This window comes from Sandaracinaceae bacterium (assembly GCA_016706685.1).
In the GTDB taxonomy this organism is placed as follows: domain Bacteria; phylum Myxococcota_A; class Polyangia; order Polyangiales; family Houyiibacteriaceae; genus JADJJE01.
On sequence record JADJJE010000030.1, the window covers coordinates 41,562 to 67,551 of the forward strand.

Genomic DNA, 25,990 nt, shown 5'->3' on the forward strand with positions numbered 1-25,990 from the left:
CTCAGCGCGGGACCAACCGCACCGGCAGCCCGTCGGTGGGCTTCGCGAACGGCAGGTTCTGCACCTTGGTGGGGAAGTAGCCCGGCTTCTGGAACTCGATGCGGTACTGGCTGAGCAGCTCGGCGTACAGGCTGGTGAACAGCAAGCGCGCGAAGTGCAGCCCGATGCACTTGTGCGCACCGCCGCCGAAGGGCAGCCACATGAAGGGGTGACCCTTGTGCTCGTTGCGGTCCTCGTCGAAGCGGTGCGGGTCGAAGGCGTTCGGGTTGGTCCAGAACTCGGGGTGGCGCTGCAGGAAGGCGACGGGCACGCACACCATGGTGTCCGCGGGGATGGCCACGCCGTCGATCTCGCAGGCCTTCACCGTGCGGCGCAGCAGCATGGCCACGGGCGGGTGCATGCGGATGGTCTCGTGGAAGACGCCGGCCATGAGCGGGAGCGTGCGGAACATGGTGTCGTAGCCAATGGGGCGCGGCGTGGCCAAGACCGCAGCCGCGAGCTCGTCCTGGATGTCTTGGTTGTTGGCCAGGTGGTAGGCCGCCATGGTGGCCGCGCTGGCGGTGGTGTCGTGCGCCGCCAGCATCAGGAAGATCATGTGGTTGGCGATGTCTTCGTCGGAGTAGGGCTGCCCGTTCTCCATGGTGGCGCGGCAGAACGCGGCGAAGGAGTCACGGTCGTTGGACGCGCGCTTGCGGTCGATGCGCTCGAGGAAGAAGCGCTTCAGGTAGCGGCGCCCCTCGAGGCCGCGGTGGTAGTCCGTCCCGGGCCAGTCCACGCGCACCATGCCGACCGAGCCCTCCATCATGTCCGTGAAGGCGCGGTTGATCTGCGGCAGCTCCGCCTTGTCGCGCTCGTCCAGCCAGCAGAAGACGCCGAACGCGATGTCGAGCAGCAGTCGCTTGATGCCGTCGTACATGAGCATCTCGCGGGACTCGCCCCAGCGCTTGACGGTGGCCTCCGTCACGCTCTGCACCTGCGTGGCGTACTCGATCATGGTCTCGCGCTTGAACGACTCGGTGGCGATGCGGCGATGGTTCCGGTGCTCGCCGAAGTCGCGCATGACCAAGCCGCCGTCGAAGAACTCCCCCATGTGGCCCTTCCAGCCCATCTTGCACGAGAAGTTCTTGTCGCGGTCGAGCAGCACCACGTCCGCGTAGTCCGGGTGGTTGAGCACCACGGTCTTGAAGCCCGTGATGGACGTGCGGCTGATGCGCCCGAAGCGCTGATACTGGTCCGCGAACAGCGCGTTCGGGTCCTTCACCATCTCGATGGTCCGTCCCAAGAACGGATACCCGTAGTCGCCTTGGATGTGGCCGAGGTGCTTGTTCGGGGGACGCTGGTCGTAGGGCAGGGTGGCGGTGGCGGTCACGGGCAGAGTCCTGAGCAGGGGGATGGCAGAGCATAACGGCCGTTTTGTCCCGTGAACAAGACGTTTTTGATTTTTGTCCACTCCGCGAGACGAACCTCTGGAAATGTCCTGTGATTTTTGAGGTATGCTCTGCCCGTGCCCGTGAGCGACGCAGCGCCCGACTGGAAGGCCAAGAACCAACTCCCCCTGTACGACCGCATCCTGCAGGCGGCCGGCACGGCCATGGAGCAGGAGGGCATCGACGCGCTGCGCCTCGACCGCGTGGCGCGCGCCGTGGGCTGCTCGCGCTCGTCGCTCTACCGCTACTTCGACGCCAAGGAGGCGCTCATCCTGGCGGTGCTCGAGAAGCGCGTCATCGCCATGGCGCAGCGCATCGAGATCGAGCTCGAGCCGGTGGAGGACCCGGCCGACCGGCTCATCACGGGCATCGTGCGCGCCGTGGAGCTGGCCCACTCCGACCCGCAGTTCGTGGCGCTCTTCAGCGAGCCCAACAGCCCCACGGTGGTGCGCATCGCGGGCACCGCGCTCCCGCAGCTGCTCGAGCCGGTCATCGGTGCACTGCTGCCGCTCGCCGCGGACGGCGGCCTGCTGCCGGAAGACGTGCCCACCGAGGAGGCCGCGCGCTGGGTGGTCATGATCGTGGTGGGGCTGCTGACGTTCGACTCGAGCCGGGCCGCCGACCGTGACGCGCTGGTGCAGTACCTCGAGCGCTTCTTGATCCCGTCGCTCACGGGCGCGGGGACGTGGCGGCGCCAGCCGAGCTGACGCCGTTCACCTCACTTGGGCGGCATGCGGATGCCGCCGTCCACGCGAATGACCTCGCCGTTCATGTACGGGTTGGTCAGGCACTCCATGACCATGAACGCCAGCTCTTCGGCGCTGCCCAGGCGCTTGGGGAAGAGCACGGACTCACCCAGCTTGGCCTTGAACGCGTCGGCGTCCGGGCCCGAGCCGTAGATGGGCGTGTCGATGAGACCCGGCGCGATGGTGTTCACGCGGATGCCCAGCGCCGCGAGGTCGCGCGCGATGGGCAGCGTCATGCCCACGATGCCGCCCTTGGACGCCGAGTACGCGGCCTGCCCGATCTGACCATCGAACGCGGCGACGGACGCCATGTTCACGATGGCCCCCTTTGCGCCGTCGGCGTCCATGGGCGCTTGCGTGGCCATCGCGGCGGCGGCCTGGCTGAGCATGTTGAACGAGCCCAGCAGGTTGACCTTGATGATGAACGAGAACTTCTCGAGCGGCAGCGGCGTGCCATCGCGCCCCACGGTGCGGGCGGGGCCACCGAGCCCGGCGGAGTTCACCAGCGCACGCAGCGGCGCGAGCTTCAGCGCAGCCGCCACGGATGCCTGCGCGTCCTCCACGCTCGAGACGTCGCACTTCACGAACACGCCACCCAGCTCCTTGGCGATGGCCTCGCCGCGCTCGGCGTTGAGGTCGGCGATGACCACCTTCGAGCCCGCCGCGGCGAGCTGGCGCGCGGAGCCCTCTCCGATGCCCGAGGCACCACCCGTGACGATTGAGGAGCTTCCTTCGAGATTCATGCGCGGCATCGGATCTTCCTTTCGAGACGTGATCTCACCCGCTGGCGAATAAGCACGCCGAGCTCGCGGCGTCAACGCGGAGGCAGCGGGCGCAACGCACGCGGCGCAACGAGCATCGCGGCGTGCGGTGAGGTCGCACGCTCGCGGCCCCTCTGTATGACCATCGACGATGGATGGGCGGACCACTCAGAGTCCACGCATGAAGAACTTAACCTCCTCGGTCTCGGTGTTCGCGCTCTCCCTACCACTACTCGCAGGCTGTGGTGGTGGCGACTCCTCCTCGCTCGTGACGGGCATGCCCACGGGACACACGCCCACGCCCCTTGCGGCAGAGATCGTGGGCACGTCCGCGCCGGGAGACGTCTGGTCTCTCTCGATCACCAACGGTCAGTTCACGCTCACGGGCGACAACGGCACCCCCGCCAACACGGCAGACGACTACACGGCCTCCGGAACGGCAGCGCGGTCCGGGGCAAGCGTGCTGCTGACCCCGGTGGGGTCCGACGACCCGCTCTTCCAGGACCCGTTCTACGCGCTGAGCTTGCCGGGCTTCGGGTACGTGCTGCCCCTCGCGGGCCGCGCGATCGCCGCCATCGATAGGGGACCGTGCAACGTGGCCACCGACGGCGACTACCACTACTTCCCGCTGGCGCAGAACACACGCCCGGATGGCCAGCAGTGGGGCTTCGACATGCAGATTCGCGGCGGCGTCGATGGGCGCGAGATCGTGCTCCAGGAGGCCTATCGCGACGGGGGGAACACGGGGGGGTGGGAGTGGACGCTCTCCAACGTGACCTGCGCGTCCGACGTGTTCACGGTGGGGGACATCTCGACGCCGTTCTCGCGCGACCCGGGCGTGGAGATGTACGAGGCGCCGGCCATCCAAAACGTGTATGGCGCGTTCTCGTCGAACGGCACGGCGTTGCTCGACTTCGGTCGCGGGTTCGGCGGCGTGGTGGCGGTGGCGAGTTCCGGTGTGCCTTCCACGGAGGCCGATACGCTGGCGGCGTACGCGCGCGTTCGCAACCGCATCCTGGTGGGCTACGCGGTGGCCACGCACGCCACGCAAGCCACCGGGGAGGACTGGTACGCGGTGGACGTCCAACGGGGCACCCGCGAGAAAGCGCTGCGCGTGGAGATCACCATGGGTGACGGCTTCATCGGCTCCATGAGGATGTTCGACCTGGACGGCACCATGGTGGCCGAGGGCTTGGACATCGATCTGGCGTTCTCGGACGGGCAAGCCTCGGTGAGAGTGGACTTCTCGAACGCGAGCGGGTCCTCGGCGGACCTCAATGGGGCGCTGATCACGAGCGGTGAGGACCTGTCCATCGTGGCGGCCGGTCTCGAGGGCAGCGGGGTGAGCACCACGTTCAACGACGCGCTCGCCGTCACGCTGGGAGCGGGCGAAGAGATTTGGCGCACGCAGTACGCCATGTACTTGCGCTTCCTGCCCCCGCGCGACTGCTTCGAGCCGGGCACGTCGCTACCCGACGTGTATGCGTCGTCGCTCGGCCGGACCGTCCCGTCGATGTTGGGGCGCACCTACGAGCGCATCGAGATCGAGCCCGTGCTCGACACCGACGGGGAGCTCGTGGGAACGCGGCGCATCGTCCACCACGCGGACAACACCATCGAGGACTACACCAACATGCCGGCGTTCCTGCTCGTGGACCGTGGGGCCGTGGTGCAGGGCGCGAGCACGGACGACTACCCCTTCCGCGTGTTTTGCGGCCCCAGCTACCCGTGGAACCCGGGGCAAGACGCTCTCGCGGCGACGACCGGATTCGCCACGAGCGCCACGAGCGGCTTCACGGTGCCAGGCACGTACATCATCGAGGTCGGACCCGCGAGCGGAAGCGGCGGCGGCTCGTCGCAGTATGTGGTTCTCGAAGTGCGCTGAGCTTGCAGAAAAACAGGGGAGGGCGAACACACCGTGACCCCTCCAAATGCTCATCCCAATCTATGCGCGCGGTGGCAGCGTTCTGCCGATGTCGCGTCGCAGTCAACGGTTCGATCCGCTGTCAGTCGTCGAGCGGGGCTACGACCTCGACTGCGCCCTCACTGACTGGTTGGATGGCGTGGTGTCGGCGGTTCGCAGGGGCTTCCCGGAGGGCAGCTTCGTGGGCGCCTCCACCGTGCTCTACCACGAACTCGGGGAGCGCCGAATCGAGCTGTCCGTGCGTGATCCACGCGAGCCCGCTGCGTACGAGTCGTGGGTGCGCGAGGTGGTCCGCGAGATGCCGGAGAGCGTGATGTCCACCGTCTTCGGCCCCGCCCCCTTCATCGGCGAAGCCCGCAGCGAGCGAGCCTTCGAAGACCTGGTGGAGCCGCTGCACGCGGGGGTGGACTCCATCGGCTTCTCCGTGAGCGATGGCGCCGGCCGCGGCCTGCTGGTGGGCAGCCTGGTGCCGGCGGGCGTGCGGATGACCCAGCTCGAGCGACGTCGCTGGTTCCGGGTGGTCGCGCACCTGGGGGCCGCCATGCGGCTGCGGCACCGCTTTGCCACGCACGCCCCCACACCCGACGCCGTGTTTCGCCCCGACGGAAAGCTGCTGCATGCGTCGCCCGAGGTGGCGTCCGGTGGGCTGCGCGCCATGCTCACCGACGCGGTGGACAGGCTCGCGCGCGCCAAGCAGCTGCGAAGCACGTCACCCGAGGAAGCGCTCGCGTTGTTCCGCGCGCTCGCCGACGGTCAGTACAGCGTGGTCGACTGGGTGGACAGCGACGGCAAGCGCTTCGTGGTGGTGCACGAGAACGACATGCCAGCGGGGAGCTTGCGCGCGCTCTCGCGGCGCGAGGCCCAGGTGGGTGAGCGCATGCTCGAGGGCCGCAGCAACGCGGAGATCGGATACTTGCTCGGGCTCTCACCGGGGACCGTCAACCGCATCGCGCGGGACGTGCTCGCCAAGCTGGGCGGGGCCAAGCGCGCGGATCTGCCGCGGCTCTTCGAACACGGCCTCAGCGTGGGCGAGATCGGTGATGGAGGGCTGCGGACGCTGGCGCTCGGGCCGCGCTCGGGAAGCTCCGCGCACTGGGAGAAGCTCTCTCGCGCAGAGCGCGAGGTGGTGCGCCTGGCCCTCGCAGGCAACAGCAACGGAAGCATCGCCGAGACGCGTCGCGTATCCGTCCGCACCGTGGCCAATCAGCTCGGGCTCGTCTACGCGCGCTACGGGGTTCGCGGACGGGTGGAGCTGGGGGGGCTGCTGGGCGTCGAGCCCCCATGCAGGGACGGGGAGGGGGAGCGGGCCGAGGCATAGAGGTTCGCGGTCTGCGGCCGCTGAGATAATTCTTGCGTCCTTCTAGGGCTATCCTCGTCTCCAGAGATCATGGAAGCCCACCCCAGTCACCAGACCGCCCTGCTCTGGAACCAGTTCGTGTCCCCCCTGCGCTCGTTCGTGGGCAAGCGGGCGCCGCGGGAGGTGGACCCCGAGGACGTGCTGCAAGACGTGTTCGTGCGCATCCAGGGGCAGCTGCCGAGCCTGCGCGAGGCGGACCGCATCGACGCGTGGATCTTCCAGATTGCGCGCAACGTCATCGCCGACGCGTACCGACAGCGGGCGCGGCGTGAGGCGCTCGACCAGCGCGTGGCCGCCGAGGGTCTGTTGTACGTGTCGGACGATGACGAGCGCGCGGCGGCGGTGTCTCTCGCTGGCTGTCTGGCGTCGATGATCGAGCAGCTGCCGGAGCCCTACCGGCAGGCCATCGAGCTGTCCGAGATCCGCGGCATGACCCAGGCCGAGGCGGCGGCGCTCGTGGGCATTTCGCTCTCGGGGATGAAGTCCCGCGTGCAGCGTGGGCGCGAGCACCTGAAGGGCATCATCCACGAGTTCTGCCGCGTTTCGACCGACGTGCGCGGTGGCGTGGTGGAGTGCGTGGCGCTGCGCGGCGATTGTGGCGTGAGCGCGCGTCTTTCCGTGGGGCCGAGCGACTCCATGGACATGAACAACACAACCACTCGCGAGGCCACGAACACCAACCCCAACCAAGAGGAGACCAAGGGCTGCTGCGGCGGCCCTGCCCCCGGAGACGCGAGCGCGTGCTGCGCGCTGGACGCTGAGAAGAAGGCGGCGGGCGAGGCCGGCTGCGGCTGCAGCACGAAGGCGGCCTCCGCGCCCAAGAAGGGGTGCTGCTGATGCGTGCCCTAGAGTTGCCCGTCGTCGTCATCGGCGCCGGGCCGGTGGGGCTGTCCGCTGCGGTGCAGCTCCTGGACCGCGGCCTCGACGTGCTGGTCCTCGAGGCCGCCGATGAAGTGGGCGCGAGCCAGCGCGACTGGGGGCACGTGCGCCTCTTCTCGCCGTGGCGTTACAACGTGGACAAGGCCGCCGCGCGGCACCTCGAGGCGTCGGGCTGGGTGCCTCCGCCGCCCGACGACATGCCCACCGGGCTCGAGCTGCAGCAGCGCTACCTGCTGCCGCTGGCCAACCTGCCGCTGCTGAGCGGGCGCATCCGTCGCAACCGCCGGGTGACCGCCATCACTCGGGTGGGCGTGGACAAGACGCGCAGCGCGGGCCGCGGCGACGTGCCGTTCCTGGTGCGCACCCACGAGGAGGACATCCTCGCGCGGGCGGTCATCGATGCGTCGGGCACCTGGTGGACCCCCAACCCGCTGGGGGCTGCCGGCATCTCCGCGCGGGGAGAGGCGGCGCTCGCGCATCGCATCCACTACGGCATCCCGGACGTGCTCGGCGCCCACCGCGAGCGCTACGCCGGGAAGACCACGCTGGTGGTGGGGGCCGGGCACTCGGCGGCCAACAGCTTGTTGCCGCTGGTGGAGCTAGCCAGCGCGACCCCCGGGACCAAGGTGGTGTGGGCCACGCGCAGCGCGGATCTGACGCGCGTCTTCGGCGGTGGGGAAGCCGACGGACTGCCGGCCCGCGGGCGGCTGGGCAGCGCGCTGCGCGAGCTGGTGGACAGCGGTGCCCTGCAGCTGGTCCAGCACTTCCGCATCGACTCCCTGCGCGAAGTGGCTGGCAAGCTGGAGGTGGCCGGCCTGCGCGACGGAGCGCCACACGTGGTGCGCGGCGTGGACGCCATCATCGCGGCCACGGGGCAGCGACCGGACCTGGGCATGGACCGTGAGCTGCGCTTGGGCGTAGACCCTGCGCTCGAGAGCGTGCTGGCGCTGGCCCCGCTGATCGACCCCAACGTGCACAGCTGCGGCTCGGTGCGCCCGCACGGCGCCGTGGAGCTGGCCCACCCCGAGCCGGACTTCTACATCATCGGCAGCAAGAGCTACGGGCGCGCGCCCACGTTCCTGCTGGCCACGGGCTACGAGCAGGCGCGGTCGGTGGCCGCCATGATCGCCGGTGACCGCGAGGCGGCGCTGCGCGTGGAGCTCGACCTGCCGGAGACGGGTGTGTGCTCGAGCACGCGAAGCGCCCCCGCGCAGGACGCGGGCGGTGGCTGCTGCGCGCCCGCCAAGAGCGCCTGTTGCTGAGCGGGCGGCGCTTGTGGGCGGCGGTCGCAGGGCTGTCGCTCGACCAGCTCGTGGCCTGGGGGGTGCTGTACTACGCGTACACGGTCCTCTCGGTGCCCATCGCGGCGGACCTCGAGTCTCGCGCCTGCACGTGGCGGCGGCGTTCTCCGTGTGCCTGCTGGTGGCCGGCTGGATGGGCCGCCACGTGGGCGCCGTGTTGGATGCGCGCGGCACCCGCGGCTCGCTGCGGTTGGGGGCGCTGCTGGCGCCGCTGGTGTTCGCCGCGCTGGCGCTGGTCGGCGACATGGTCTCGCTGGTGGCGGCCTTCGCGCTGCTGGGCGTGGTGCAAGCGCTGGCGCTCTACGAGCCGGCGTTCCGCACGATCGTGGACTGGTGCCCCGAGGAGCGAGCGCGCTCTCGCGCGATGCTGGGCCTCACCATCGTGGGCGGCTTCGCCAGCACGGTGTTCTTGCCGCTCACGGGCTGGCTGTTGGCCCGATACGACTGGCGCGACACCGTGCTCGTGCTCGCCGTCGGGCTCGCGGTGGTGCTGGTGCCCACGCGTTTCTCGCTGCCGCTCTCGAGCCGGGGCGGACCGCGCGCGGCGGTGGCACGCCTGCATGCGCCACCGTCCGCGAGACGACTGGCGGCGGGGCTGGCGCTGCACTCGCTCGCGTCCACCGGCGTGTTCGTCTACCTCATGTGGCACCTGGTGGAGCAAGGCGCCTCGCTCGGTGCGGCGGCAGGCCTCGCGGGCCTGGCCGGCGGTGCACAGGGGCTGGGCCGGCTGGTCTCTGGGCCGCTGCGGCGGGTCGCCGGGGGAACGAGCTTCTTGCCCCTGCTGCTCGGGGCCCAAGCGGTTGCCTTGCTGGGCGTGGTGGCCCTCGACGGCGGGGCGATGACGGCCTGCGTGCTGCTGTTCGGGGCCGCCAGCGGCGTCATGACGCTCGAGCGGGCCACGGTGCTCATCGAGTGGTACGGCCGCGCCACGTTCGGGGCGCACCAGGGCCGCCTGGCGGCAGCCACGAGCACGGCACGTGCGGTATCGCCCTTCTTGGTGGAGGGCGGTCATCTCTTCGCGAGCTACGCGGTGGTGTTCGGCGTGCTCGCTGCCGCGCTCTTGCTGAGCGCCTGGGTGTGTCGGTCGGCGGCCCGCCTGCACCACCACGAGCCGCTGCCCGGGGAGTGGGTGTTTTCGGGCTAGAGGGGGCGTTGGGTCCTGCGGTAAGCTGCCCGTGCTCCGCAACTCACGCACCGCAGAGCGTTCAGTTCTTTATTGGAAACGGCCGCCGGACCCATGCACTCGGCGGCGACACTCGCGACCTCGGCTCCATGACGCCCGACGCTCCCGCGCTGCCCTCCGTTCGCGACCTGAAGCGGCGCTACAAGCTGCTGCTTGCCGAGCAGCGCGCGCTGCACACCACCGACCTCGGCATCTCGCTGCCCATCAGCACGGGTGAGCCCGTGCTGGACGCGGCGCTGCTCGAGAAGCTGTTGCCCACGGCCACCATGGGCGAAGCCGAGCACCTGGCCCGCGCGTGGCACCTGGTGCGCACGTCGCAGGCCTCGCACCACGCCATCCTGCGCCGTCACGCGCGGGCGCTGCTGAACGACCACAAGCTGCTCCATGCGCTGGGCGCGCTCGAGCGCGGCGACGACGAGACGCTCGGCGCCATGCTGGGGGCGCTTCCCTGGGTGTGGCGCCTCGGGTTCGCCACGGCGGCCATCAAGCCTGCTGCCATGACGCTCACGGGGTGGCGGCGCGGTGTGCCCTTCCGGCTCATCGAGCCGCCGTTCGACCAACTGCGCGCCGACTTCCGCGCCACCCTCGCGCGGGCGCCGGACGCCACGCTGCTCAAGTTCCGGGACACCGTGAAGCAGTCGGCCGCGCTGCTGCACTTTCGCTTCGAGGGCGAGCGCGAGCGGGCCATCCACGACCTGTGCTTCGGTGACGGCCGCGCCGCCGCGGCGTCGGGCACGCTCCCGGTGGTGAGCGCGTTCGTCACCGCGCGAGATGCGCTGGCCCGCGACGGCTTGGGTGCGTTCGTGCGCGCGCTGGACGCCGCGCCGGGGGTCATCCCGCTCACGTCGCTGGGTGGCCTCTTCGGGCAGGCCGGCGTCCGGCTGGACCTCCCCAACGCCACCTCGCGCCCGTACATCGGCCAGCTGCGCGCGCACGCCCTCGCGTCGGCCAGCGGGGTGGAGGCGCTGCTCCGGCTGAACGAGTGGGGCCCGTGGCTGCAGCCCGAAGACTGCGCGGTCATCACCGAGCGCGTGCTCGCGGCCACCCAGAGCCCGCGCGTGAGCCTGCCGTTCTTCAAGGTGCTCAAGGGCTTCGAGGCCGCCCCGCCCCTCGTGCGTGAGGCGCTGGCCCAGCCGCTATTGGTGCCGCTCATGCAGCGCTTCGGCCAGCAGGTGCGTGCGTTGCTTCCGGCCGCGCGCGACTACACCTTCGTGCTGCCCGCCAACATGCTGCGGCTCACCAGCCTCATGCTCTACGCCATGGTGGCCACGGCGGGGGACGCGCGCCTGCTCATCTTGCGCAACAAGGGTCTGAGCAGCACCGCCCCCGTGTCCCTCCACGACGTGGTGACGCACCTCGTGGCGGGTGACACGAAGGGTTGGCTCGAGCGCGAGCTGGGCGCGGTGGCGCACGACGAGTCGTACCGCTTCGACGTCCCTGCGCTGGCGAGGACGCTCGGTGACGTCGACCCCACACAGCCCCTCATGCTGGACGTGCCGTTCGTGAGCGATGCGCGCCTGCTCGAGGCGCTGCTGCCGTTCGACCTGGCGCTCAACCTCAACCCGCCGCTGGGCGCGCCCGGTGAGCTGACCGTGGGCTACGAGTTCTACACGCACGCGGTGTACGCCACGCCCAAGGGCGGCTGGGCGGTGCTGTCGCGCGGCGGGGACACGGCCGCCACCCGCTTCGCCGAGCTCATCGACCGCCTTCAGGTGATGAGCGCCATGGCCGCGGAGGCGCGCGCATGAAGCTGCTGGCCGTGGTGGAGAAGGACCTGGTGAACGGGCGCGCGTGCGCACGCGTGGACTACACCGGCACGTTCCCATTGCTGGGCGAGCCGCCGCGACCGGGGCTGGTGGAGCTCGACTGCCCGGGGCTGAAGCAGGCCAACCGCGCAGCGCTGCTGAAGTGGCTCGCCACCGAGGGCCAACGTGTCGGTCGCGGCGCAGCCACCGGGGCATCCGTGGCGGTTGCGCTCGACGCCGTGCCAAGCCAGCTGTGGCGCGTCATCTCCTATGGCGAAGCCGTCGCGTTGCCCAACTTCGACGGGCTCACCTATCTCGCTGCTGCCGCTGCGCCGCTCGCCGAGATCAGCGCGTGCCTGGCCGAGCGCATGCCGGCGTTGCTGGAGCGCATCGACGAGGCCCTGGCCCTGTCCGACGTGGAGCAGATCCGCGGCCTGCGGGCCACGCACGCGGACCGCAAGACGGTGCCGACCGTGGTGTGGGGCCTCACCTCCCGCGCCGACACCCACATCACCGAGCTGAGCGAGCGCGTGGACCGCGAGGCGCTGGCGCAGCTGCTCACCACGCCCTTCGACGTGACCGCTTGGGTGGCGGCCGCGGCCGCGATGCGCGCGGACTCCGGGCGGGTGGAAGCCCTCGTGGCGTTGGTCCGCCGCATCCCCGATGGCGACGACGCGCCGCGCCACGCCGAGGAGATCATCGCGGCGGTGAGCCAGCACCGGGCGCTGGTGCGGGCCACGACGTACGGCGGGTTGTTCTGGAACGTGCTCGCGCCGCTGCTCGCTTGGCCGGCCACACGGCACGGCGGTGAGCTCGGGATCGAGGACGCGACGGAAGTGGTAGTGACGCCCAGCTGGGATCTCCGCAACGGCGTGCGGGTGGGGCGCATCAAGCCGGGGCGCAAGGCCCTTCAGATCCCGGGCAAGCCGCCCACCTTCGTGCGTGGCACGCGTGCGCTGCTGAAGCAGGTCGTCGACGCCGGGGGCAGCTTGCGCCACCACGGCGTGACGCTCACCTACCCGACGGACGCGCGGCCGCTGACCCCGCGGCTCATCGAGGTGGAGCGCGCCGACACGCTCGCCTACGTGGACCCCGACGCGGCGCTCGCGCTGCTGGGAGACCGCGCCACGGATCCCGCGCTGGTCGCGCTCGCGGCCCGCGCCAAGGCCGACCCGGGGGCTGCCCGCGTGCTCGCCGACTACGTCATCGAGCTGACCGCAGGCATCGACGCGGACGTCGCGCGCAAGCTGGCCCGCGGCCGGCGCTAGCGCCTTGGGCACCGAGCGCGTCCACCCGGCCTAGGAGCGACACGCACTTCGTGGCACCCTGACCGAGAAAGAGGTGCCGTGGGGGCCCCGCTACCGAGAGCTGAGACCAGGATCGAGCTGTGGATTGGCGCGTACGCGTTGCTTGCCATCGCGGTGATCGTGCTGCCTGCGCTCGTGCTGGTGGAGCAGCACCTCGAGGCCTCGCTGGTGGCCAACGAGATAGACATGGTGTCGCGCGAGGAGCGCCTCATGGTCACCACGCTGGCGCACCGCGTGGCGGCGAGCGAGCGGAGCGTGAGGCGGCTCGCGCGGCGCGTGTCCGAGACCGCTACGCCCATCACACCGAGCGAGGTGCAGACCTTCGAGCAACTGGTGGCGCGCGACGCGGACGGGGCGCATCGCTCTCGCCCGGCCAGCTTCGACGCGGTCACCCAGGCGGGCATCTGGGTGCCGCGCCACGCGCCCATGGACGACGACTCGCGGGGCTTCTACGTGCGCGTGAAGCACCTGATCGAAGACACCATGCGCGGCGGGGACGACACGCTGTCCGAGAACGCGTGGCTGCTGGTGGACGGTGGCGGTGAGGTCATCTTGTGGCCGGCGGCGCCCCTGTTCATCTACGAGGCGGCGGCCAACCACGACTACTCCGACACCGAGTGGGTGAACCTCGCGCGCCCCGCGAACAATCCCGACGGCCGTCCGCGCTGGACGCGCGTGGAGTTCGACCCGGTGCCCAGCGTGTGGATGGTCTCCGTGGTGGCCCCGTACACGCGCAACGGACGCTTCGCGGGCTCCGTGGGCCACGACGTGCCGCTCGACAGGCTCATCGCAGGAGGGGCCGCGCTGTCCGAGCGGGCGGGCGCGACGTACATGGTGATCGACCGCGAGGGGCGGCTCTTGGCGTCGGCGCGCTACGCCGCCGAGATTCAGGCGGGGCGCGGGGACTACTCCGTCGATGACGTGGCGGACGCGCCGCTGCGGAGCGCGGTCCAGCGGCTCATGCGAGCGACTCAGGACAGCACCGAGGTGCAGCGCATCGAGACCCGCGCGCTGATCGTGCTGGGGACGCGCCTCGAGGCCACCGGCTGGACCACCATCTCTGCCATCCCGCGCGAGACCATCACCGAGCGCGTGGCCGAGCCGGTGCGCACCATGCGCAACGCCACCCTGGCAGCGCTGTTGCTGGTGTTCGCGGCGTCGCTGGTGACCATCATCCAGGACCGCCGCCGCCGGCAGCGGGCGCTCTTGCAGCTGCGCGAGAGCGACGAGAAGCTGGCGCGAGCCCAGAAGCTGGACGTGCTGGGGCGCTTTGCAGGTGGCATTGCGCACGACTTCAACAACATCCTCACCGTCATCAACGGCTTCGCGCAGATCGCCATGGCGCGCAGCCGCGAGGACGAGACCCAGCGCGACCACCTGCGGCAAATCACGCGCGCCTGCATGCGCGCGGCCGAGCTCACCCGGCAGCTCCTGGCGTTTGCCAGGACGCAGCCCATCGCGCCGCAGGTCATGGACGTGAACGACCTGGTGCGCGACACGCACAAGCTCCTGCGACGCGTCATCGGGGAGGACGTGGAGGTCATCAGCCTGCCGTCACCCACGCCCGCCTGCGTGCTGATGGACGCGGGCCAGCTGGAGCAGGTGCTCACCAACCTGGCGGTGAACGCGCGCGACGCCATGCCCGACGGAGGCGCGCTGACGGTGCGCGTGGAGGTGGGCGACCATCGCGTGGTGCTGAAGGTGTCGGACACGGGCGTGGGGATGCCCGAGCACGTTCGCAAGAACGCCACCGAGCCATTCTTCACCACCAAGGAGGCCGGGCGCGGGACGGGGCTGGGTTTGTCCACGTGCCTCGCCATCGTGGAGCAGGCCGGCGGCACCCTCGAGATCCAGTCCCAGGTGGGGCAGGGCACCACGTTCACCCTGTCGTTCCCGCAGGCCGACAGCACCCAGCTGGTGCCGCCCATGCGCTCCGAGCCGCCACCCGCGCCGCGCGGCGAAGGGCAGCTGATCCTGCTGGTGGAAGACGACGCCCAGGTGCGCAACGCCACCTCCGAGCTGCTGCGGGCGCTGGGCTTCGACGTGGTCGAGGCGGACAACGGCGCGAGCGGCCTCGGCGTGGTGCGCGAGCGGCACAAGGACCTGGCGTGCGTGCTCACCGACGTGGTCATGCCCATCCTGGGCGGCGGCCCCTTCCTGGCCCTGCTGCGGGCGGAGCACCCGAGCCTGCCCGTGGTGGTCACCTCGGGCTACGTGGACGACCCGCGCCTGCGCGACGACCTGCGCGACCTCACGCTCGAGTTCCTGCCGAAGCCGTTCACGGCGGACCAGCTGTCGCGCGCGCTGGCTCGGGCCATGAGCGCGACGAGCGCCTAGCCGGGCTCGCGGCGGGCGGCACCGCGGAACAGGTCCGCCAGCTCGCTCTCGGTGGCCTGGCTGGCGCGCGCCTGGCGCTCGAGGATGGCCTCCACGCCCAGGCTCGAGTCCAGCTCGTTCAGGAACTGGTCCACGGCCAGGCGGGCCAGCCCCTCGATGCGGTCACCCCAGCGCTCTTTGAGGCGCGCCTTGGCGGCGTCCTCCAGCAGCGCGTGGAAGGCCTTGCGGACGACCTGATCGGCCTCGCCCTTGAGCATCTGCGTGGGTTCGAGATCCAAGAAGCGGGCGTTCTTGGGGCTGGGCGGCGGGCCGCCTTCGGGGCGCTTTTGGTCGTTCATGGTTTCATTCTGCCGCGCTGCACGAGGTGGCGAAAGGGCCGGCCGCGAGAACCCGTCTCGACCCTGGTTGCAGGGCTCACCCCGCGCTGAGACCATGCGCCGATGACCCCCAGCCGCCGTCCACCGCCGCCTGCAGCAGCGCCTCGCGAGCCGTCACGAGACACCCGCGGCGTGGAGCTCACCGAGGTGCAGGTGGACGGCGTGGCCATGCTGCTCATCGACCTGCCCGCGCCCACGCTCGCGGGGGACCACTTCGCCGACATGACGGATGCGGAGCGCGACGTGGCGCTGCGCGTGGCCGCGGGGCAGAGCAACGCGGCCATCGCCAAGGCGCGCGGAACGCACGTGCGCACTGTGGCCAACCAGCTGGCGGCGCTCTTCCGCAAGCTGGGCGTGGCGAGCCGCGCGGAGCTGCGCGCGCTGCTGGCGCGGGGCGGCAGCTGACTCACCCCTAGAGCCGTGCTCTAGGGAGGATTCGAAAGAAGCAGTATGCTCGCCGCGCATGCCTCGGCCTGGGCTACTGGATGTGATCGCTTGCGCGTGGGACCTCGACCGCGACGTGTCGTCGTGGCTCGCGGACTTGTCCGACTGCAGCGCGAGGGTGTTGCCCGGGGTGGAGGGGGCGGTGTGCTGGCTGTCCCGCGTAGGTGAAGAGGGGCCGCAGCTGGTGGCCGCCGAAGGGCAGGGCGACCTGCTGGCGTGGATGATGCGCGACCATGAAGGCGGCCTCGAAGAGGGCGCGCTCGACGCGGCGTATGCCAGCGCGCCCATGGTGGCCTCCATGCGCAGCATCTTCGACGAGACCTGGTCGAGCCTCCCGAACGCCATGGCGCGGGAGTTCTCGGCGCGTGATCTGCACGACGTGGTCACGGTGGCACCGAAGGCGGGCAACGACGTGGTGACGCTGGCGCTGCCCATCCCACGGCGACACGGGGTGGCCCGCGACGCGCGGCTGGGCGAGCTGATGGGCCGCTGGCAGGGGGTTGGCCACCAGCTGCGGCAGGCGCTGGTGGCGCGTCGGGCGCTGGGCGGCACGGCGGCCGACGCCTCGCTGCACGTGCCCGACGTCATCGCCGACTTCGACGCCCGCGGCCGCGGGGACTTTCGCTTCCCACACCTGCGCCCCGCGCTGCTGGAGCAGAGCCGGCGCGTGTCCAGCGCGGAAGGCGGCGCCATGGCGCACCTGGGGGTCTGGGAGGACCTCATCGCGGGGCGCTACTCCATCATCGCCCACCGGGAGCACACGGGCCGGCGGCGCTTCCTGGCCATCCAGAACGCCGCCGAGCAAGCCACGCTGCGTGCGCTTTCACGCGCCGAGCGCATGGTGGTGGAGCGCCTGGGCCGCGGTGACGCGCACAAGGCCATCGCGGCCGACCTGGGTGTGCGCACTTCGTCGGTGGCCAACGTGGCGGCGCGCGCGCTCCAGAAGCTGGGCGTGGCCGACGTGGCGCAGCTGGCCATGCTGCACGCCGGCCTCGCCCGGCCCACCTGAGCGTTCACGCGGTACATCACGCTCGACTTGCGCGCGGTGATTGGCGACGCTGACGCCGATGCAACGCGACGAGCTGGTGGCGCACCTGCGGACCCTCGGGGTCGATGAAGCGAGCGGGCTGGCTTTCGACGCGACCATCACGCCAGAGACGCTGCTGGGGCCGTTTCCGAGCGCGCGGCCCCCGGGGGCTGCTGCGCTCGTGGCCGCGCCGCCAGGGGCCAGCGTGGGGCCGTTGCCGCGCATCGGGCTGAGCGGGCTGGTGTCGGGTCAGTCCGCGTCGGACGTCGCGGTGAGCGGCGCGTCCGGGCGCATCGAAGACCCGGCCGACTTCGAGATCCTGAGCGTGCTGGGGGAGGGCGGCATGGGCCGCGTGCACCTGGCGCGGCAGCGCTCACTGGGCCGTGACGTGGCCATCAAGACGCTCAAGGCCGAGGTCGCAGATGTGCACGCGGTCGAGATGCTGCGCGAAGAGGCCACCACCATGGGCCGCCTCGAGCACCCCAACATGGTGCCCGTGCACGCCGTGGGGCGCGACGACTCGGGGCGCCTGCTGCTGGTGATGAAGCGTGTGGACGGCGTGGCGTGGAGCGACCTGCTGCACGACCCCCACCACCCGCGCTGGGAGGTGCTGGCGCCGCGCGACGAGGACCGCCTCGAGCTGCACCTGAGCGTCTTGGCGCAGGTGGCCAACGCGCTCGAGTTCGCGCACAGCCGGGGCGTCGTGCACCGCGACGTGAAGCCGGAGAACGTGCTGCTGGGCGAGCACGGTGAGGTCTACCTGGCGGACTGGGGCATCGCGCTGCGCCTCGGTGGCGCCGCGTCCATGACGCTGGTGGGCACGCCCGCCTACATGGCGCCCGAGATGGTGCGCGCGGACTCCGCCCGCATCGACGCGCGCACGGACGTGTTCTTGCTGGGGGCCACGCTGCACGAGGTGCTCACGGGGCAGCCGCCGTACTCGGGGGCCAGCATCCACGCGGTGCTGGTGGCTGCGCACGACGCGTTGCCGCCCAGCTACGGGCCGGAGGTGCCGAGTGAGCTCGCGGCCATCGCACGGCGCGCCATGGCGGCCTCGCCGGAGGACCGCTTTCCGAGCGCGCTCGCGTTTCGGCAAGCGCTCGATGAGCGGCGGCGCCATGCGGGGGCGCTGGCCCTCGTTCGCTCGGGGCGCGAGCTGCTGGCGGACCTCGAGGCCGCGCCGCAGGGGAGCGCAGGGGGCGGGCCCGACGTGGACCGCAAGCTCACGGAGTGCCGCTTCGCCTTCGTGCAGGCGCTGCGCATCTGGCCCGAGAACGAAGACGCGCGCGAGGGCCTGGACCAGGCGCTGCGCTTGGCCGTGCAGCACGAGCTGGGCCGCGAGAACCCGGTCGCCGCGCGCAGCCTGCTGGCCGAGCTGCACGTGCCGGACGCCGCGCTGCTGGCGCGCGTTTTGGCGCTCGAGACCACGCTCGCGTCACGCCTCGGCGCGGTGCAGAAGCTCGAGGCCATCGCCGCCGACGCCGACCTGCGCGTGGGGCTGCGCTCGCGCATGATCCTCTTCGGGTTCGTCACCGCGGCGGGGGTGGCCATCTCGGCGTACTTCTCGCTCGGCCCGCGTGCCGATGCGGCGCCGCCCAGCGGGCAAGAGATCGTCGGCGTGGCGCTCCTGTTCATCGCCATCGTGGCGGTGGGCAGCCTGCTGCTGCGCAAGCACCTGCTCGCCAACCTGGCGGGGCGACAGGCCATTGGGCTCTTGGCGGGCGGCCTGCTGGGGCTGCTGGCCCACCGCGTGATCGGAGCGGCCAACGGCGTGTCCACGCTGTCCGTGCTCGCCATGGACTTCGTGGTGCTGGGGCTGGCCAGCGGGGCGGCGGGGCTCATCGTGCCCCGCGCCAGCTGGGCCGCGCTTGTGCCCGTGCTCGGGGCGGTGCTGTCGGCCATGTACCCAAGCCACGTGGTGGTCATCTTCTCGTCGTTCTCGGTGCTGACGGTGCTCGCCGTGGCGGGGCTGTGGCTCGGTAGTGTTCGAGCGCGCGACCGGTCTGACGGGTGATCCGGTGCCAACCCCGCGCCGAAAGCGTCAACCGGGTTGACGGCGCGACCCGCGAATCGCTCTAGGAACAAGCTGCTGTGCTTGTGGCACGGCGCTCGCACAGCGTACCGTGAGTTCGACGCAGCCCGCGTCGGGACGCACGTGAGCGTGCTGGAGAGACGGATGCCGAACCCTCGTCGCTTTGGGACCAGGATGCGAAGACTATGCGGGGTGGCGCTGCTCGGCGTCATGGCTTGCGACACGCCCGCTCCCATCGAGGAGCAGCCCCCGTGCCAGACGTCCGTGGTCCGCCGATTGGCTGTCTACAGCCCGCCCGACGAGGTCGACCTCTTGCTGGTCGTCGACGACTCCGCCTCCATGAGCGGTGAGCAAGCTGAGCTGGGCGCCGAGGTGGCGCGGGTGCTGCGCTCGCTCCCTTGGCTGGGTCAGCTGGACACCAGCCTGCACGTGGGGGTGGTGTCCAGCGACTTGGGCGCAGGCGGCGGCGGCTCCCTCAGCGAGGGTTGCAGCTATCCGCTCGGGCGTGATGGCCGCATGCTGCGGGCGCACACGGGTGGCGACCCCAGCTGCACGGCGGTGTCCGAAGCGCTGCCGTACGTCACGGTGGAGGCGGGGGACAACCTGGATGACATCGCCGACCGGGTGGGCTGCCTGGTGCACACCGGCGCGGGTGGCTGTGGCTTCGAGCAGCCCCTCGAGGCCGCGCTCAAGGCGCTGACACCGGCCGCGTTCGAGCTGCGCTTTCAGCAAGAGCGCGGTGGCGTGATCGAGAGCGACACGGGCGGGCACGGCAGCGGCGCGAACGCGGGCTTCCTCCGGGAGAACTCGCTGCTGGTCATCGCGATCATCACCGACGAAGACGACTGCTCCAGCGCGGACATGGACCTCTTCTCGCCCAGCGGCGCGGACCCGCAGTACCCCTCGCCCGTCACGGGGCCCAGCGGGGACCCTCTTGTGCAGTGCTCCGCGCACCCCTCGGCGCTCCATCCCGTGCAGCGCTACGTGGATGGCTTCCGCGCTCTGCGTCCCGGCATGGAGCACTACCTGGTCTTCGTGGTGGTCGGGGGTGTCGACGACGCGCTGCTGCGCGCCCACTCGGAGGCCTCCCTCATCAACGATGTCGAGTACCTCGAGACGGACTACGCGGCGCTGCTCGCGGAGCCGGGTATGCAGGAGGTGGTGGACAGCAGTGGACTGGCGCTCGTCCCCGCATGCACGCGTCCAGCGCCGGACGACCCCGAGAACGCCGCGCTGGAGCGCGCGGCCGCCCCACCCCGGAGGCTGATCGCCGTGGCCGAGGGGTTGCTCCACACCGGCGCCGCGAGCGCGCTCATCTCGGTGTGCAGCGCGGTGGACACCGCGGCCAGCGACCATCGCCTCGACCTCGGTCGCCTCGGGCCGCTGTCCGGCGACCTCTATGCGCAGCACTTCGACCACTTCGCGTACGGCCTGCCGCGCCCCATGGAGCGCGACGCCAACCACCTCGTGCAGTGCCGCGTGACCGAGCCCCTGCGCGTAGGGCTCCGCTGCGAAGGTCTCCCCGGGCGCACCTTCATGGCGTGGGACGAGCAGCGCGAGGTCTGCGAGATCACGCAGCTGGGTGTACCCCCCGGAGAGCGCGTGCAGGGAGCGACCATCGCCGGGGCCGGGTGGTACTACGACGACTTCAACGCGTGGATCGACTACTACGGGGAGCAGGCGGTTCAGTTCACCCTGAGTGGGACCCCGCGCGCTGGCTCGAGGGTCTACGTGGAGTGCCTCGAGCAGGTCTGCGAAGCGGAGTGACGCGACGCGCACCGTTGCAACGCGCGCGGGGCTTCCCGTAACATCGGGGTGACATCCCCCATGCCCATCTACTTCAAGCCCCTGTCGGAGACGCGCTACTCGTTCGAGTACGTGGGGGCCGTCAGTGATGACGACGTGGACACAGCCGAGACGCAGTGGCTGACGGCCATGCGCAACGCCGACGCCGCGGGCCGGCGGCTGGTGCTCTTCGTGGATGGCCTGCGCTCCGAGGGCATGAGCGCCAAGCAGCGCCAGGTCACGGCCGACTTCAGCATCAAGCACGAGGGGCTCATTCGGCGCGTGTGCGTGGCCCAAGCGGTCACGCTCGACAGCGCGCTCCAGCGCGGCATCCTCACGGCCATCTTGTGGCTCAAGCCACCGCCCACCGAGCTGCGCGCATTCAAGACGCGCGCCGAAGCCGAGGCCTTCCTCGACGAAGTCGAGCGCAAGAACAACCTCGCGCGCTCCGCCTGACGCGCCGCTCCCCCCGAGCAGCGCGCCAGCCATCATCACGTCAGCCGCCGACGGCGATCTGCTTCATGGCGGTCATGTGGCCGCGCAGCACGGCGCCGATCTTCTCGACCGGGTGCGCCTCGATGGCCTGGTTGACCTTCAGCAGCTTGAGGTTGTCCACCTGCTGGCTGCCCTTGCCGAAGGCCTTGCCGATGACGTCGCTCTTCTGCTTGGCCATGAAGGGCGCGAGGAGCGGCACGGCGGCGTGGCTGAACAGGTAGCAGCCGTACTCGGCGGTGTCGCTGATGACCTTGTTCATCTCGTAGAGCTTCTTGCGCGCGATGGTGTTCGCGATCAGCGGCGTCTCGTGGAGCGACTCGTAGTAGGCCGACTCGGGCTTCATGCCCACGTCCACCATGCACTCGAACGCCAGCTCCACGCCGGCCTTGCACATGGCCACCATGAGCACGGCGTGGTCGAAGTACTCCTGCTCGGCGATGTCGAAGTTGCCGGCCGGGGTCTTCTCGAACGGCGACTCGTTGGTGGCTGCGCGCCAGCCCAGCAGGTTCTTATCGTCGTTGTCCCAGTCCGCCATCATGGTGGTGCTGAAGTGCCCGGTGATGATGTCGTCCTGGTGCTTCTCGAACAGCGGGCGAAGAATGCCGCGCAGCTCCTCGCTGAGCTCGAACGCCTTGATCTTGGCGGGGTTGCTCAAGCGGTCGAGCATGAGCGTGAGGCCGCCCTGCTTGAGCGCCTCGGTGATGGTCTCCCACCCGTACTGCACCAGCTTGCTGGCGTAGCCCGGGTCGATGCCCTCCTCCACCATCTTGTCGAAGCAGAGCAGCGCGCCGGTCTGCAGCATGCCGCAGAGGATGGTCTGCTCGCCCATGAGGTCGCTCTTCACCTCGGCGATGAAGCTGGACTCGAGCACGCCCGCGCGGTCACCACCGGTCGCGGCGGCGTAGGCCTTCGCGATCTCGAGGCCGTCACCGTTGGGGTCGTTCTCGGTGTGCACGGCGATGAGCGTGGGCACGCCGAAGCCGCGCTTGTACTCCTCGCGCACCTCGGTGCCCGGGCACTTGGGGGCCACCATGACCACCGTGAGGTCGGGGCGAATCTTCTGGCCCTCCTCCACGATGTTGAAGCCGTGGCTGTAGGCGAGCGTGGCGCCCTGCTTCATGAGCGGCATGACGCTGGCCACGACGTCGGCGTGCTGCTTGTCGGGGGCGAGGTTGCAGACCAGGTCGGCCGTGGGGATCATCTCGTCGTAGTTGCCGACCTTGAAGCCGTTCTGCGACGCGTTCAGGAAGCTCTGGCGCTTGCTGTCGATGGCGCCCTGGCGCAGCGCGTAGCTCACGTCCAGGCCCGAGTCGCGCATGTTGAGGCCCTGGTTGAGGCCCTGCGCGCCGCAGCCCACGATGACCACCTTCTTGCCCTTGAGCTTCTCGATGCCGTTGAACTCGCTGGCGCTCATGAAGCGGCAGCGGCCGAGCTGGTCGAGCTTCTGGGCCATGGTGAGGGTGTTGAAGTAGTTCTGACGCGCCATCGTGATCTCTCCGGAAGGTGGGGTCCTTCTTTGTAAGGGGCGCGGGGCCGGCTGCCAATGTTGCGCCTGCGTCTATTTTGCGTACTCTGTGTTGCAGGAAACGCAATACGTGTCCCAAACCCTCCTCGAAGCCTACGAGCCGTTCTTGCATCTGAGCGAGACGCTTCGGTTTTCGCGCAGCGCCGAGGCGCTGGCCATGAGCCCGTCCGCGCTCACCCGCTGCATCCAGCGCTTGGAAGAAGACCTGGGCCAGGCGCTCTTCGTGCGGGACCGCCGCAAGGTGGCGCTCACGCGGGCGGGGCACATCTTCCGCGAGCACGCGCAGAAGCAGCTGGCCGCGCACCGTGAGCTGCTGGAGGCGTTGGCGGCCGAAGAGCAGTCCCCCAGCGGGGAGCTGCGCCTCGCCTGCACGGTGACGGCCTGCCACTCGGTGCTGCCCGAGCTGCTGGCGCGCTGCCGCGAGACGTTCCCGGCCATCGCGCTCCAGCTGCGCACGGGCGACGCGGCGCGCTCCCTGCAGCAGCTGCACGCCGACGAGGTGGACATGGCGGTGGTGCCCGCGCCCGACGTGCCGGACCCCGACCTGCGCTACGTGAACCTGGCGGTCACTGGGCTCACCTTCGTGGCCCCCGCGGCCGATGACGAGCTGCAGCGCCGCGCGCGTGCGGGCGGTGGCGAGTGGGATGGGCTGCCCGTGATCCTGCCGCGCCGAGGGCTCGAGCGTGACCGCGCCGACGCGTACTTCCGCGAGCAGGGCGTGACCCCCACGCGCTACGCCGAGGTGGACGGCAACGAGGCCATCCTCGCGATGGTGTCGCTCGGCTGCGGCGTGGGCCTGGTGCCCGAGCTGGTGCGCGTGGGCAGCCCGCTCCGGGACGCGATTGCGGCGGTGGACGTGAAGGACGCGCCGCCCGGGTTCGCGGTAGCGTTGTGTGCCAAGCGACGGACGCTGGAGCGCCGGGCGATGGCGGCGTTCTGGGAGCTGGCCGAGGCGCGCGCGGTGCCGGCGGTGCAGGCGGTGAAGCGCGGGAGGAAGAAGCGATGAGTGGACGCATCAGCGCGCTCGAGATGGCCGTGGGCTTCGAGATCGGCGCGTATGATCGAGTGCAGCTCGCGGACTGGGTGGATACGGAAGTCATGGCGTGCGACCGCATCGAGGGACCGCTGCTGGAGTTGACCACGCTGGGGGACAAGAGCGACCACGCCATCGTCGCGGACCTACTCGAGCTCGCGGGGGGTCTCGCTGCGGGCCGCATGCACCTCGTCATTGCGTGCATGGGTAGAATGGTCGAAGCGGAGCGCGTCGACCTGGGTCTCGCCATCGCACACCTCTACGCCCAGGCGTACGGAGGCAACGACCTCACGGAAGACGAACGGAGCGCGCTGCTCCATCTCGAGTACGGATACGAGCTGGCCGTGGCACAAACCTGGGGAACACTGGACGACGTGCGCGCAGAGTTCTTCGCCTTCACCTCCCGCTACCGACACCTGCTCGCCAGCGTGCGCTGAGCCCCGCGCGCTACTCGAGCCCCGCCAGCACCGCCGGCGTGATCTCCCCGAACGTCAGCACGTCCCCACCGTGGTCGCGCGCGAACGCCTCCGCGGCCTCGCGGCCATCGAGCGGCACCAGGTCCGCGCCCATGGGGCTGCGCAGGTCGCTGCCGCGCACGTAGAGCAGCGCGTCCGCAGGCCGGCTGGTCTGCGAGTAGTACTCCGTGACCGTGAGCGTGAGGTCGCGCCCCGCCCCCGCCGCGGCGGCATAGCGCAGCAGGCACTTGGGCCCGTCGAAGTGCTGCGTGGCACCCCCAGGCTCGCGCGCGCTGGCGGCCCACTGCGGGGCGTCGTCCGCGTACATGCCGCACTGAGCGCAGCGCGGGCGCTCGTCGCTCGTCGAGCCACACGCCACCAGGGCCGCGCTCGTGAGCGCGAGCGTGACGCCCAACAGCAGCGTGCACGCCCGCATCACGCTGCCCCTGCGCTCTTGGGGGGCGGCACGGGCGTGTCGCGCGGCGCCTCGTTGGCCCACGCGATGGCGCCCTCCACGTCGTTGGGGAACACGCGCCGCTCCGGGAAGAAGCGGCTGGCGCTGGCGATCACGCGCAGCAGCAAGCCCATGATCGGGTGCCCGTCGGCCGTGACCACCGCGCTGCGGCGAATGCGGTCCCCCTGCGGGTTGGCCGACGCGAGCTGCGCGAAGCGGATGCAGTCCCGCACGGTGGGCAGCCGCGTGGCGAAGCGCACGTCGCTGATGATGGCGAGCACCTCCCGGTCCTCCAGCGCTTCGTTGATCACGTCGAGGTAGCGAGCGAAGGCTGCGGTCCCCCGCATGGCGCCGCGCGAGGTCACCAGCGCCGCCACCCCGTGCCGGGTCCAGCTGCACTCGTAGCCGATGTCCTCGTCATCACTCACTGCCGAGTCCTAGCTCAGGCCGGGCAGGTCCCGCCACCCCGCTACAGTAGAAATAGTGCAGTGGAAGTGAAATCACTCCTTATATATACCGGCTGAGCCTCTGTGGGTGGCTGCAGAGGTCGCTTGTCAGCCACACGTGGCCGGGCTCTCCTACCGGCATGTCTCCCAACCTGGTGGACGACACCCGCAACGTCATCGTGTTCTTCGGCCTCGGGGCGGTGGGCGCCACCATGCTGACCTGCTTGGCGGAGCTGGCCGAACGTGACGGCACGCCGGTGCGCTTCGTGGTGTTCGCGCGCGACCCCGACAGCGCGCGAGACGCGCTGTTCCACGCCGAGCGCTACTTCGAGAACGTGGACTTCGTGGGCTTGCCCGCCTTCGATCCGGTGTTCGCGCTGGACCCCGCGTACGCGCCGCTGCTGGCCAACGCGTGGTTCCTGGTGAACGCCGCGCTCCCTGCGTTCAACCGGCCCATGCTGGTGCTGGCCGAGGCGCTGGGTGTGCACGCGGTGGACCTGGCCTCGGACATGTATGGCGACGAGACCAAGCGCTCGCTGACCTTCGAGCAATACGAGTTCGACGCCGGGCTGCGCGCGCGAGGGGCGGCTGCGCTGATCAACCTGGGCGTGTCGCCGGGCATCACCAACTTCTTGGTGGGTCAGCGCATCCATGCGCTGCGGGCCACGGGGCGCAAGGGCCTCAGCATCGAGCGCATCGATCTCTACCTGCTCGAGGACATCGACTCCGATGAGCTGGTGTTCTCGTGGTCGCCCATCGTGGCGCTCGAGGAGCTGGCGCAACAGCCACGCGTCATCGACGGTGGGCGCCTGGTGGTGCTCGAGCCGTTCTCCATGCCGCGCTCGTACACGTTCCAGCACGAGACCCAGCCCACGCGCATGTACCCGCTGTACCAAGAGGAGCTGCTGTCGTTCCGCCGCTCGTTCCCGGGGATCGCGGCTATCTCGGTG

Annotated in this window: 23 protein-coding genes; 17 read left to right on the forward strand and 6 right to left on the reverse strand. The window is 70.6% G+C overall.

Annotated features, from left to right (window positions below; translation table 11 throughout):
* Position 1 precedes the first annotated feature (1 nt).
* Positions 2-1,369, reverse strand: a complete 1,368-nt coding sequence (locus tag IPI43_27160) for a cytochrome P450 (GenBank protein MBK7777752.1) — start codon at positions 1,367-1,369, stop codon at positions 2-4.
* Positions 1,370-1,510: 141 nt separating this feature from the next.
* On the opposite strand from IPI43_27160, the gene IPI43_27165 reads away from it, so the two are divergent.
* The gene (locus tag IPI43_27165; GenBank protein MBK7777753.1) at positions 1,511-2,134 is read left to right on the forward strand and encodes a TetR/AcrR family transcriptional regulator; all 624 of its coding nucleotides are present in this window, start codon (positions 1,511-1,513) and stop codon (positions 2,132-2,134) included.
* Between the two features lie 11 nt (positions 2,135-2,145).
* On the opposite strand, the gene IPI43_27170 is transcribed toward IPI43_27165, so the two are convergent.
* Positions 2,146-2,916, reverse strand: coding sequence for an SDR family oxidoreductase (locus tag IPI43_27170; protein ID MBK7777754.1), 771 nt, complete (start codon positions 2,914-2,916; stop codon positions 2,146-2,148).
* Between the two features lie 199 nt (positions 2,917-3,115).
* Between IPI43_27170 and IPI43_27175 the strand changes: the two genes are divergently transcribed.
* The 8 genes from IPI43_27175 (at position 3,116) to IPI43_27210 (ending at position 14,967) form a co-directional block, all read left to right on the forward strand.
* Positions 3,116-4,819, forward strand: coding sequence for a hypothetical protein (locus IPI43_27175; GenBank protein MBK7777755.1), 1,704 nt, complete (start codon positions 3,116-3,118; stop codon positions 4,817-4,819).
* Between the two features lie 88 nt (positions 4,820-4,907).
* Complete coding sequence (locus IPI43_27180; GenBank protein MBK7777756.1) at positions 4,908-6,176, forward strand: helix-turn-helix transcriptional regulator; 1,269 nt, start codon at positions 4,908-4,910, stop codon at positions 6,174-6,176.
* Positions 6,177-6,245: 69 nt separating this feature from the next.
* A complete protein-coding gene (locus IPI43_27185) occupies positions 6,246-7,052 on the forward strand; it encodes a sigma-70 family RNA polymerase sigma factor (GenBank protein ID MBK7777757.1) in 807 nt (268 codons plus the stop codon).
* The gene (locus tag IPI43_27190; GenBank protein ID MBK7777758.1) at positions 7,052-8,356 is read left to right on the forward strand and encodes an FAD-dependent oxidoreductase; all 1,305 of its coding nucleotides are present in this window, start codon (positions 7,052-7,054) and stop codon (positions 8,354-8,356) included. The genes IPI43_27185 and IPI43_27190 overlap by 1 nt, the downstream gene beginning before the upstream one ends.
* Positions 8,357-8,486: 130 nt before the next feature.
* The gene (locus IPI43_27195) at positions 8,487-9,539 is read left to right on the forward strand and encodes a hypothetical protein (protein ID MBK7777759.1); all 1,053 of its coding nucleotides are present in this window, start codon (positions 8,487-8,489) and stop codon (positions 9,537-9,539) included.
* 128 nt (positions 9,540-9,667) lie between these two features.
* Complete coding sequence (locus IPI43_27200) at positions 9,668-11,326, forward strand: hypothetical protein (GenBank protein ID MBK7777760.1); 1,659 nt, start codon at positions 9,668-9,670, stop codon at positions 11,324-11,326.
* Positions 11,323-12,591, forward strand: coding sequence for a hypothetical protein (locus IPI43_27205; GenBank protein ID MBK7777761.1), 1,269 nt, complete (start codon positions 11,323-11,325; stop codon positions 12,589-12,591). Before IPI43_27200 ends, IPI43_27205 begins: the two co-directional genes overlap by 4 nt.
* A gap of 159 nt (positions 12,592-12,750) precedes the next feature.
* On the forward strand, positions 12,751-14,967 hold the full coding sequence (locus tag IPI43_27210) for a response regulator (GenBank protein MBK7777762.1): 2,217 nt from the start codon (positions 12,751-12,753) through the stop codon (positions 14,965-14,967).
* Here IPI43_27210 and IPI43_27215 read toward each other — a convergent pair.
* On the reverse strand, positions 14,964-15,305 hold the full coding sequence (locus tag IPI43_27215) for a hypothetical protein (GenBank protein MBK7777763.1): 342 nt from the start codon (positions 15,303-15,305) through the stop codon (positions 14,964-14,966). The genes IPI43_27210 and IPI43_27215 overlap by 4 nt on opposite strands.
* Positions 15,306-15,407: 102 nt before the next feature.
* Between IPI43_27215 and IPI43_27220 the strand changes: the two genes are divergently transcribed.
* The 5 genes from IPI43_27220 (at position 15,408) to IPI43_27240 (ending at position 21,088) form a co-directional block, all read left to right on the forward strand.
* Positions 15,408-15,749 (forward strand): helix-turn-helix transcriptional regulator, encoded by a 342-nt coding sequence (locus IPI43_27220; protein ID MBK7777764.1) that lies wholly within the window; start codon positions 15,408-15,410, stop codon positions 15,747-15,749.
* A 58-nt stretch (positions 15,750-15,807) separates the two neighbouring features.
* A complete protein-coding gene (locus IPI43_27225; GenBank protein MBK7777765.1) occupies positions 15,808-16,797 on the forward strand; it encodes a hypothetical protein in 990 nt (329 codons plus the stop codon).
* Between the two features lie 58 nt (positions 16,798-16,855).
* Positions 16,856-18,829, forward strand: a complete 1,974-nt coding sequence (locus IPI43_27230; protein MBK7777766.1) for a serine/threonine protein kinase — start codon at positions 16,856-16,858, stop codon at positions 18,827-18,829.
* Between the two features lie 210 nt (positions 18,830-19,039).
* Positions 19,040-20,614: a hypothetical protein gene (locus tag IPI43_27235; GenBank protein ID MBK7777767.1), complete on the forward strand. Its 1,575-nt coding sequence runs from the start codon at positions 19,040-19,042 to the stop codon at positions 20,612-20,614.
* A gap of 60 nt (positions 20,615-20,674) precedes the next feature.
* A complete protein-coding gene (locus IPI43_27240) occupies positions 20,675-21,088 on the forward strand; it encodes a hypothetical protein (protein ID MBK7777768.1) in 414 nt (137 codons plus the stop codon).
* A gap of 40 nt (positions 21,089-21,128) precedes the next feature.
* Here the strand turns inward: IPI43_27240 and ilvC are convergent, their stop codons facing one another.
* Complete coding sequence (gene ilvC, locus IPI43_27245) at positions 21,129-22,613, reverse strand: ketol-acid reductoisomerase (protein ID MBK7777769.1); 1,485 nt, start codon at positions 22,611-22,613, stop codon at positions 21,129-21,131.
* Between the two features lie 109 nt (positions 22,614-22,722).
* Here ilvC and ilvY point away from each other — a divergent pair, with 109 nt between their 5' ends.
* Positions 22,723-23,658, forward strand: a complete 936-nt coding sequence (gene ilvY / locus IPI43_27250) for an HTH-type transcriptional activator IlvY (GenBank protein ID MBK7777770.1) — start codon at positions 22,723-22,725, stop codon at positions 23,656-23,658.
* Complete coding sequence (locus tag IPI43_27255; GenBank protein MBK7777771.1) at positions 23,655-24,122, forward strand: hypothetical protein; 468 nt, start codon at positions 23,655-23,657, stop codon at positions 24,120-24,122. Before ilvY ends, IPI43_27255 begins: the two co-directional genes overlap by 4 nt.
* Positions 24,123-24,132: 10 nt before the next feature.
* On the opposite strand, the gene IPI43_27260 is transcribed toward IPI43_27255, so the two are convergent.
* Positions 24,133-24,576 carry a nitrous oxide reductase accessory protein NosL gene (locus tag IPI43_27260; GenBank protein MBK7777772.1) on the reverse strand — a complete coding sequence of 148 codons (444 nt, stop codon included), beginning with the start codon at positions 24,574-24,576 and terminating at the stop codon, positions 24,133-24,135.
* Entirely contained in the window at positions 24,576-25,022 is a 447-nt protein-coding gene (locus IPI43_27265) for a hypothetical protein (GenBank protein ID MBK7777773.1), read from the reverse strand. Before IPI43_27265 ends, IPI43_27260 begins: the two co-directional genes overlap by 1 nt.
* A gap of 158 nt (positions 25,023-25,180) precedes the next feature.
* On the opposite strand from IPI43_27265, the gene IPI43_27270 reads away from it, so the two are divergent.
* Positions 25,181-25,990, forward strand: an 810-nt coding sequence (locus IPI43_27270) for a saccharopine dehydrogenase (GenBank protein ID MBK7777774.1), incomplete at its 3' end; no start/stop codon positions are given.